Here is a 1,981-nt window from a genome sequence, read left to right on the forward strand (position 1 = left end):
CGTTGTTCAAGCAGATCCGGGTGGGGCGGGGTGGTGAGCACTTCACGATGTACAAGTTCCGGTCGATGTTCGTTGACGCGGAGGCGCGCAAGGCGGAGCTGGAGTCCCGCAACGAGCGGGCCGAGGGGCTGTTGTTCAAGATGCGTGACGACCCGCGGATCACCAAGGTCGGGAAGTTCCTGCGCAAGTGGTCGCTCGACGAGCTGCCGCAGTTGTTCAACGTGCTGGGCGGCACGATGTCGCTGGTGGGGCCGCGTCCGCCGCTGCCGTCGGAGGTCGCCCGCTACGAGGACGACGTGCACCGCCGGCTGATGGTGAAGCCGGGGCTGACCGGGCTGTGGCAGATCAGCGGTCGGTCGGACCTCGAATGGGACGAGTCGGTCCGTCTCGACCTGCGCTACGTCGAGAACTGGTCACTGGCGATGGACTTCGTCATCCTCTGGCGCACCGTGTTCGCCGTGCTGCGTCGCGAGGGGGCGTATTAGGGGCCCGCATGATCAGCTATCCAGCCAGCCAGCGTGGCGTAGGTGGTCGATGATCCGGTCCACGGCGTCCTCGGCGGAGAGCTCCGCGGTGTTCACCGTGACGTCGGCGTCGGTCGGCGTCTCGTACGGATCGGACACGCCGGTGAAGGCGGGCAGGACGCCTGCGCGCGCCTTGGCATAGAGCCCCTTGCGGTCCCGCGCCTCGCACACCTCCAGCGGTGTGGACACGTGTACCAGCACGAATCCGCCGCTTGCGGCCCGGACCATCCCCCGGACCTGGGTGCGCACGTCGGCGTACGGCGCGATCGGCGCGCACACCGCGGTGCCTCCGGCTCCCGCGACCTGGGCCGCGACGAAGCCGATCCGTCGGACGTTGATATCGCGGTCGGCGCGGGAGAATCCCAGTCCCTGGGACAGGTGGGTCCGCACGACGTCCCCGTCGAGCAAAGTGAGCCGGCGTCCGCCGTATTCCAGCAGTCGGCAGACGAGCAGGCCGGCCAGCGTCGACTTCCCGGAGCCGGACAGCCCGGTGAGAAACACGGTCAGGCCCCGCTTCGAACGTGGTGGGATGGCGCGGGAGAGCTCCGCGGCCACCGTCGGCGGGGTCAGTTCGGCCGGTATCGGGTTGCCAGCGTCGAGCAGCGAGGCCAGCTCCATCCGCCCGGGTGCCCCGATCGCCGGCCCGATGAGGCTGCCGGTCAGGCCGTAGAAGCTGGCCAGATGCGCCCGCTGGGCGGCGAGTTTCGCCAGTTCGTCGGCGGAGCTTGCCGCCGTCTCCGCGCCTGTCCAGGCCGCGCCCGCCGCCGCCCACGCGATGTCCGCCAGGTCCGTCGGCGCCGGGGGGGCGGGCGTCACGGCCGTGGCCGGGCCCGGTACCCCCGCCGCCGCGTCGCTCGGTTTCGCGGATGTTTTCAGGACCGTCGCGCTCATGCCCGGTTCGCGGGGGGTGGCCAGCGCCTCCGACGGGATGACCGGAACGAGGACCAGCAGGCTGCGGTGCTCCGGCGTTCCCGCCTCGCCGGCTTTCGGCCGCCGGTAGGGGTCCGGCTGCGGTTCCGACCGCCGGCCGGCAACACCCGGCGGGCTGATCGCGTCGGCGGCGAGCGCCTCCGAGGAGAGCGTCGCCTCGGCGGCCCGCAACGGGGCGTCAACCGCTTTGAGAGCGGCGAGCAGGCAACGGACCCGCAGGTGATGCTCGGCGTCTGCGGGATCGGCGCCACCCACCGGGGCGAGGACGACACACCGTTTGCCCTGCCGGGTCAGCGCCCGGATCCGGCCCACGTCCGCCGTGTGGAGCAGGCCGTCCGCCCACACCGCCCAGCACGCGCCGGAACCCGCCTCGAGGCTGATCCAGCCTCGGGCGAGCAGCTCGGCCCGGACCTGGGTCGGGGTGAGCCGCAGGCCGGGGTGATCGGGGTGGTGGGGCAGCCGGATGCCCTCGACCGTGCCGACCAGCCGGACCCGGGGTCCGTCCGACCCCCCCGGCTGGTCCGGCA

2 protein-coding genes are annotated in these 1,981 nt (G+C 72.2%); one reads left to right on the forward strand and one right to left on the reverse strand.

The features are described from left to right. On the forward strand, positions 1 to 485 hold a 485-nt coding region (locus tag AC08ON_RS02370), incomplete at its 5' end, for a sugar transferase (protein ID WP_476616375.1). Positions 486 to 497: 12 nt separating this feature from the next. On the opposite strand, the gene cysC is transcribed toward AC08ON_RS02370, so the two are convergent. Further along, a partial coding sequence (gene cysC / locus AC08ON_RS02375; RefSeq protein ID WP_476616376.1) for an adenylyl-sulfate kinase occupies positions 498 to 1,981 on the reverse strand: 1,484 nt, incomplete at its 5' end.

This window comes from Frankia sp. CoWAU3 (genome assembly GCF_977971855.1).